Annotated in this window: 9 protein-coding genes; 4 read left to right on the top strand and 5 right to left on the bottom strand. The window is 76.3% G+C overall.

The genetic code is table 11. The features are described 5' to 3' along the window. Positions 1–16 precede the first annotated feature (16 nt). On the bottom strand, positions 17–1,303 hold the full coding sequence (locus WAA21_RS03030; protein ID WP_336921257.1) for a competence/damage-inducible protein A: 1,287 nt from the start codon (positions 1,301–1,303) through the stop codon (positions 17–19). A gap of 10 nt (positions 1,304–1,313) precedes the next feature. After that, positions 1,314–1,973: an HAD family hydrolase gene (locus tag WAA21_RS03035; protein WP_336921258.1), complete on the bottom strand. Its 660-nt coding sequence runs from the start codon at positions 1,971–1,973 to the stop codon at positions 1,314–1,316. Here WAA21_RS03035 and WAA21_RS03040 point away from each other — a divergent pair. The 3 genes from WAA21_RS03040 to WAA21_RS03050 are packed head-to-tail and all read left to right on the top strand — an operon-like array spanning position 1,972 to position 3,673. Next, positions 1,972–2,535, top strand: coding sequence for an SAM-dependent methyltransferase (locus tag WAA21_RS03040; protein WP_336921260.1), 564 nt, complete (start codon positions 1,972–1,974; stop codon positions 2,533–2,535). The genes WAA21_RS03035 and WAA21_RS03040 overlap by 2 nt on opposite strands. Beyond that, positions 2,532–3,050: a putative immunity protein gene (locus tag WAA21_RS03045; protein WP_336921262.1), complete on the top strand. Its 519-nt coding sequence runs from the start codon at positions 2,532–2,534 to the stop codon at positions 3,048–3,050. Before WAA21_RS03040 ends, WAA21_RS03045 begins: the two co-directional genes overlap by 4 nt. 44 nt (positions 3,051–3,094) lie before the next feature. Continuing rightward, positions 3,095–3,673: an alpha/beta fold hydrolase gene (locus tag WAA21_RS03050; RefSeq protein WP_336921263.1), complete on the top strand. Its 579-nt coding sequence runs from the start codon at positions 3,095–3,097 to the stop codon at positions 3,671–3,673. On the opposite strand, the gene WAA21_RS03055 is transcribed toward WAA21_RS03050, so the two are convergent. The 3 genes from WAA21_RS03055 to WAA21_RS03065 form a co-directional block, all read right to left on the bottom strand. Then, positions 3,633–3,986, bottom strand: a complete 354-nt coding sequence (locus WAA21_RS03055; protein ID WP_336921264.1) for a DUF2695 domain-containing protein — start codon at positions 3,984–3,986, stop codon at positions 3,633–3,635. The two genes, WAA21_RS03050 and WAA21_RS03055, sit on opposite strands and share 41 nt — an antisense overlap. Before the next feature lie 80 nt (positions 3,987–4,066). After that, positions 4,067–5,014 (bottom strand): SDR family NAD(P)-dependent oxidoreductase, encoded by a 948-nt coding sequence (locus tag WAA21_RS03060; RefSeq protein ID WP_336921282.1) that lies wholly within the window; start codon positions 5,012–5,014, stop codon positions 4,067–4,069. Between the two features lie 2 nt (positions 5,015–5,016). Then, entirely contained in the window at positions 5,017–5,814 is a 798-nt protein-coding gene (locus tag WAA21_RS03065) for an SDR family NAD(P)-dependent oxidoreductase (protein ID WP_336921265.1), read from the bottom strand. A gap of 57 nt (positions 5,815–5,871) precedes the next feature. Between WAA21_RS03065 and WAA21_RS03070 the strand changes: the two genes are divergently transcribed. Continuing rightward, entirely contained in the window at positions 5,872–6,495 is a 624-nt protein-coding gene (locus WAA21_RS03070; RefSeq protein ID WP_336921266.1) for a TetR/AcrR family transcriptional regulator, read from the top strand. Positions 6,496–6,637: the final 142 nt, after the last annotated feature.

Here is a 6,637-nt window from a genome sequence, read left to right on the forward strand (position 1 = left end):
GCGCCCGCGGCCCGGCTCAGCCGACCGCGCGGCGCAGCAGGTGCAGGCAGCGCACGACCGTCCGGGCCCGCACGTGCGGTCGGCCCCCGCTCAGCTGCCAGCGGTGGGCGTCGGTGCCGTCCGGCCCGGCGACGGCGACGTGGACGAGGCCGACCGGCTTGCCGGGCCGGGCGCCTCCCGGACCGGCGATGCCGGTGACGGACACCCCGAGGGTCGTGCCGAGCCGGCTGCGCACCCCCTCCGCCATGGCCACGGCCACCTCCTCGCTGACGGCACCGTGGCGGGCGAGGAGGTCCGCGGGTACGCCGAGCAGGTCCCGCTTGACCTCGTCGGCGTAGGAGACGACGCCGCCGAGCAGGTACTCCGAGGACCCGGGCACGTCGGCGAGCCGGCCCGCCAGCAGACCCGCCGTGCACGACTCGGCCGTCGACACCGTCCAGCCGCGACGCCGCAGCCCGGCCGCGACGAGGTCGTCGACCCGGGAGCCGTCGGTGCTGTACACGGCGTCGCCGAAGCGGGCGGTGACGGCGGAGACGAGCTGCTCGTAGGCCGCTGCCGCGTCGTCGCGGAAGCGGGTGACGACCTCGAGGTCGCCCTCGCGCAGGCACGTCGTCACCTCCAGGCCGGCCTCGGTCAGCGGCCCGTGCCGCTCCTCGTGCTCCCGCAGCACGCCCGCGAGCTCGGCCTCGGGCGGCCCCGTGAGCCGGACCGTCTCCTGCCGCAGGGCGGGCGCCGCCCCGTCGAGGCCGAGAGCACGCCGGACGACGTCGAGCGCCTCGGCGGCGGGCCACATCTGCTGCAGCTCCGTCGGCGGGCCGGGCAGCACGACGACGGGCGGACCACCGGCGGCGGGGGTGAGGACGAGCCCCGGTGCGGTGCCGACGGGTTCGAGGACGTGCGCCCCCTCGGGGACGAGCGCCTGCTTGCGGGTGCCGGCGTCGAGCTCGGCCTGCGGGGTGCGCCAGCCGCGGGCCGCCACGATGCGGGCGACGACGGCGCCGACACGTGCCTCGAGGGCCTCGTCGAGGGTGAGCGGGCGGCCGAGCACGTCGGCGACCACCTCGACGGTCAGGTCGTCGGCGGTGGGTCCGAGCCCGCCGGTGGTGACGACGAGGTCGTGGCCCGCGAGCAGGTGGCGGAGGGACGTGGCGAGGTCGTCGGGGCGGTCCCCGACGGTGACGACGGTGCCGACGTCGACGCCGAGCCGGCGCAGGTGCTCGGCGAGCCACGGGCCGTTCGCGTCGGGCACCCGACCGGTCAGGACCTCCGTGCCGGTGACGAGGACGGCCGCGCGAGCACCCATGCCGGGGACCCTACGAGGGGCGGGCGAGGACGGTCTCGTCGAGGTGGTCGTGCAGGTCGCGCGGGGACTCGAAGACCGCCTGCGCCCCGGTCTCCCGGAGCTCGGCGGCCGAGAACCCGCCGGTGAGCAGGGCGAGGGTCGGCACGTCGAGGTGACCGGCGGCCATGACGTCGTAGACGGAGTCGCCGATCATCGCGGCGGAGCGGCCCTCGACCTTCGCCAGCGCGTTCTGCACGAGGTCCGGGGCGGGCTTGCTGGTCTCGGCGTCCTCCGACGTGGTCCACGCGTCGGCCACGTCCCGGCCGTCGACGAGGTCGAGGAAGTGCTCCACGTGCTTGCGGGCGCCGGAGCTCGCGAGCACGAGCCGGAAGCCACGGTCCTTGAGCGACCGCAGCAGCTCGGCGGCGCCGTCCAGCGGCCGGATCTCGTCGATGACCTGGTCGAACTCCTCGCTCCACGCCTCGCGCAGGTCGTCGCCGTGCCGGCGCTCGACGTCCTCGCCCGCGACCTCGGGCACGAACACGTCGCCGCCCATGCCGACGCCGCGGTGCAGCCGCCACAGGGGCACGCTCACGTCGTAGCGCGCGAGCGCCCGGGACCAGGCGACGGCGTGGTGGTAGTTGGTGTCGACGAGGGTGCCGTCGACGTCGACGATCGCGGTGTCCACCATGACCACAGCCGACCACGACCGTCGCGGGTCCACCAACCGCGGCGGCCTGGTGCCCCCGGAGGCGGCAGCGGCATGCTGGACCCGTGCGACGTCGGGCTGGGGTGACGGCGACGTGACCGCCGGCCTGTCACCGCGCCTGCGGGCCGTCGTCGACGCGCTGCCGCTGCGGCCGGGCCTACGCGTGCTCGAGGTGGGCGGGGCGCCCGGCGCCGCGGCGCGCGCGGTCGCGCAGCGGGTCGCGCCCGACGGCCACGTGCTGGTCGTCGACCGCTCGGCGACCGGCGTCGCCGCGACCCTGCGCGCGTGCGCCTCGGAGGTGGCCGCGGGCCTGCTGTCCGCGCGGTGCTGCGCCGCCGCGGACCTGCAGCCGGCGCCGGGGGAGGCGCCGTACGACCTGGCCTTCGCCTGCCGGGTGGTTGCGTTCGACGGGCGGCACCCGCACCTGCTGGACGCGTCGGTCGCGGGGGTGCGCCGCCTCCTGGTGACCGACGGGCGGCTCCTCGTCGACACGGGGTCGCCCCTGCGGGTGTTGTGGCCGCCGGACGACGGGGTAGCGGTGTGATCCTCCCGTCGGTGCGCGACCCGCGGCTGGTGACCCTCCGACGTGGCGGCACCCTCACCGACGCCGACCACCACCTCCTCGCGCTCTGGGCGGCCGAGTGCGCCGAGCACGTGCTCCCGCTGTTCGAGGCGGTCCGTCCCGACGACCGGCGGCCGCGGACCGCGATCGAGCACGCACGTGCCTGGGCCGGGGGAGCGGTGACGATGACGGCCTCGCGCGCGGCGGGCGGGCACGCGATGGGCGCGGCGCGCGACCTGCGCGGGGCGGCCCGCCACGCGGCGTACGCCGCCGGGCAGGCGGCGGTCGTCGCCCACGTCGCCGAGCACGACCTCGGCGCCGCCGCGTACGCCATCAAGGCGGTGCGGGCGGCGGCCGGCGACGGGGCCGAGGGGGTGGCAGCCGGCCGTCGCGAGTGCCGCTGGCAGCGTGAGCGGCTCCCGGACGAGGTCCGCGCTCTGGTGCTCGAGGACCAGCAGCGGCGCAACGACATCTGCTGGTCGGTGTTCGACGGCTGAGGTCCGTCCGGTGACTTCCGCCGCCCCGGACGGTCTGCCGCCGTGTGAGTGGGACGCAGAAGGTGCTGTTCGTGCAGGGTGCCGGGGCGGCGACGTACGACGAGTGGGACGCGCGCGTGGCCGACCTGCGGGCACGCCTCGGCGACGGCTGGGACGTGGTCTTCCCGCGGATGCCGGACGCGGACGACCCGCGCCACCGCACGTGGGCCCCGGCCGTCCGCGAGGAGCTCACGGCCTGCGGCGACGACGTGGTCGCAGTGGGGCACTCCTTCGGCGGGACGGTGCTCGCCGGTGTGCTCGCCGAGCCGTCGGCGCCACCGGTGCGGCTGCTCGTGCTCGTTGCTGCGCCCTACGTCGGTGAGGGCGGCTGGCCCGCCTGGGACGCCGACCTGCCCGCCGACGCGCCACGCGGCCTGCCGCGCGACCTGCCGGTGCTGGTCGTGCACGGGGACGCCGACGAGGTGGTCGAGCCGGAGCACGCCGACCGCTACGCCGCCGCGGTCCCGCACGCGGTGGTGCACGTGCTGCCGGGCCGCGACCACGCGCTGTCGGACGACGTCTCCGAGCTGGCGGAGCTCGTCCTCAGCCACGTCGGTGCCGCCGCCACAGGGCGCAGGGCGTGACGGAGCCCTTCCGCACCGCGAGGCAGTACGCGGGGCGGTCGGTGTCCTCGTCCGGCAGCTCGTAGCCGTTGAGGAACAGCTCGCAGTCGCAGAACGCGCCCACACGGTCCAGGCGGCCGACGAGCGCGACCGCCCGCGGCGCGACCACGTCGCGGTAGCGCAGACAGAAGCGCAGGGTGCCGTCGCAGCCGTACTGCTCGAGCGCCGACGCGACGAAGCAGGCGAGGCACTGACCGGGCTGCGGGCTCGTGAGGCGGTCCGCGGCGCGCCGCAGCACGCTCTCTGCCTCCAGGACGACGGCGTCTGCGCTCATGGGACAGGGGTACCGAGGACCCCGGACAGAAGCGACGGACCGCCGTCGACGCGCGTCCGGGACGGCGTCGAGGCGGACCCTCAGACGCCGCGACGGGCCCGGGAGCCGGCCAGCATCTCCTCCGACAGCTCCCAGAGCCGCCGGGCGGCGTCGGGGTCGAGGGCGTGGGGCACCACACCGTGGAGGCCGTCGGTGACCGCGTCCACCACCTCGGCCTCGTGGCAGTCCTCGAGGTAGAGACCGCCCACCCCGGCCAGGTCGGGTGAGGTGGCCGCCCACACGGAGGTCGCCGCGCCCTGCTCCGGGGTCTTGGACACGGACGCGAACTGCTCCTTCATCCCCTCCCGCACCTGCGGGTCCCAGTGGCGCTGGAGGTTGGTGAAGATCCCCCCGGGCATCACCGCGTTGGCGGTGATGCCGTCGCCGACCCAGCGCCGGGTGGCCTCCACCGCGAAGAGGACGTTGGCGGTCTTGGACTGCCCGTAGGCCACGCCCGGGTCGTAGGGCCGCCGCTCGAACGAGGGGTCGTCGAACAGGACGGGGGAGGAGGCGTGCCCGCTGGAGGAGACCACGACGACGCGCGCGGCCCCGTCGGCGGCCAGGGCGCCGTGCAGGCCGGTGGCGAGGGCGAAGTGGCCCAGGTGGTTGACGGCCAGCTGCAGCTCCCACCCGTCGGCGGTGCGCGTCAGCGGCGGGGTCATCACCCCGGCGTTGGCCACCAGCAGGTGCAGCGGGCCCTCCCAGGCGGCGACGAAGGCCTCCACCGAGGCGGGGTCGGCCAGGTCGAGCGCGGCCACCCGGACTGCTGCGCCCGTCGTGGCGGCGATGTCCTCGGCCGTGCGGTCCCCGGCGGCGGTGTCCCGCACGGCCAGGGTGACCGCGGCGCCGGCGCCGGCCAGGGCGCGGGCGGTCTCCACGCCGATGCCCGAGGAGCCCCCGGTGACCACGGCCGTCGTGCCGGACAGGTCGGTCCCGGCCGCGACCTCGGCCGCGGTGGACGTGGCGTCGAAGCGCGAGGTGATGCCCATGCTCACGCCCCCCGGGTGGCGCTGATGCCGCCGTCGACGTCGATGATCGAGCCGTGCAGGAACGCACCCTCCTCGGAGACGACCCAGCGCACCGCGCGGGCGACGTCCACGGGACGGACCGGCACCCCGGCCGGGGTGCCGCTGGTCATCGCGGCCACCGCGTCGGCGCTGCCGGCGTTGCCCGGGGTCGCGGTCGCCCCCGGCGCGACGGTGACCGCCCGTACGCCGCGCGGGCCGTACTCCGCGGCCCAGGTGCGCGTCATCTGCTCCAGGGCGGCCTTGGTGGCGGTGTACATCGCCCCGAACGGCACGCCCGTGCGGGCCATCCACGAGCCGATGTTGACCACGGCGCCGTCCCCGCGCTCGGCCATGGCCGGGGCCAGGGCGGCGACGAGGACGTGGGGGGCGCGCACGTTCACGGCGAGCATCGCGTCGACGTCGTCGTCGGTGGCCGCCTCGGTGGGGGAGACGGGGTACAGCCCGGCGTTGTTCACGAGGACGTCCACGCGGCCACCCAGCACCTCGGTGGCCCGCTCGGCCAGCCCGCGGACCTGGTCGTGGCCGCCGGCCAGGTCCCCGGTCACCGCGTGGGCCTTGCCGCCGGCGGCGGTGACGGCGGAGACGACGGCGTCGGCGCGCTCCTCGTCGCGGCCGTGGACGGCCACGGTCGCCCCCGAGGCGGCCAGCACGCGGGCGATCGCCTCGCCGATGCCGCTGGTGGCCCCGGTGACCAGGGCGGTGCGACCGGCGAGCGCGGGGTGGGGGGTGAGGGTGGACAGGAGCTGTCCGTTGGACTGCATGGTCCATTCGTAACACGGGGTGGACCGGCTGGTCCAACCAGACGGTACAGTCGTGGCATGGGCGAGGCGAGACTGACCGAGCGGGGTCGACGCACCCGGCAGCGCATCGTCGAGGCCACCGGCATGCAGATCCTCTCCGCCGGCATCGGGGCCACCACCCTGGACGACGTCCGCGCGCAGACCCTGACGAGCAAGAGCCAGCTCTTCCACTACTTCCCGGGGGGCAAGGCCGAGCTGGTGCGGGCGGTGGCCGCCTGGGAGGGCGAGCAGCTGCTCGCCGCCCAGGAGCCGTTCGTCCACGACCTGTCCACGTGGGAGTCCTGGGAGGCATGGCGACGTGCGCTGGTGGCGTACTACCTCCACCGGGGTCGGTGGGCGTGCCCGATCGGGTCCCTGGCCACCCAGCTGGCGGCCACGGACCCGGAGACCGAGGCGGAGATCACGCAGGCCATGGCCTCCTGGCGCGGGCTGCTGGCCGCCGGCGTGGCGCGGATGCAGGCGAACGGCGAGATCGAGGCCGAGGCCGACCCGCAGCGCCTGGCTGCGGCGATCCTCGCCGCCATCCAGGGCGGTCTCGTGCTGAGCCAGCCCGAACGGTCGAGCTGGCCGCTCGAGGCCGCGCTCGACCAGGTGCTGGTCGGGCTGCACGCCCGCGCCACGAGCAGGGCGACGCCGGTCTGACGCCGCCAGACGCTGCGCACCGATAATGGACGTTATGTCAGAACAGGTACGGTCCCGCCACTGGTCGGCACGGTGGGGCTCACGCCGCGAGGCGGTGGTGCAGCCACTCCTCCACCGGCCCGCACGGCAGCACCACCCGGGC

The organism is Aquipuribacter sp. SD81 (assembly GCF_037153975.1).
Lineage (GTDB): Bacteria > Actinomycetota > Actinomycetes > Actinomycetales > JBBAYJ01 > Aquipuribacter.

What these genes read in the sequence shown, in the direction of transcription:
- WAA21_RS03030 (WP_336921257.1), bottom strand. Translation starts at nt 1,303, where the DNA reads ATGGGTGCTCGCGCGGCCGTCCTCGTCACCGGCACGGAGGTCCTGACC.
- WAA21_RS03040 (WP_336921260.1), top strand. Translation starts at nt 1,972, where the DNA reads ATGACCACAGCCGACCACGACCGTCGCGGGTCCACCAACCGCGGCGGC.
- WAA21_RS03035 (WP_336921258.1), bottom strand. Translation starts at nt 1,973, where the DNA reads ATGGTGGACACCGCGATCGTCGACGTCGACGGCACCCTCGTCGACACC.
- WAA21_RS03055 (WP_336921264.1), bottom strand. Translation starts at nt 3,986, where the DNA reads ATGAGCGCAGACGCCGTCGTCCTGGAGGCAGAGAGCGTGCTGCGGCGC.
- WAA21_RS03060 (WP_336921282.1), bottom strand. Translation starts at nt 5,014, where the DNA reads ATGGGCATCACCTCGCGCTTCGACGCCACGTCCACCGCGGCCGAGGTC.
- WAA21_RS03065 (WP_336921265.1), bottom strand. Translation starts at nt 5,814, where the DNA reads ATGCAGTCCAACGGACAGCTCCTGTCCACCCTCACCCCCCACCCCGCG.
- WAA21_RS03070 (WP_336921266.1), top strand. Translation starts at nt 5,872, where the DNA reads ATGGGCGAGGCGAGACTGACCGAGCGGGGTCGACGCACCCGGCAGCGC.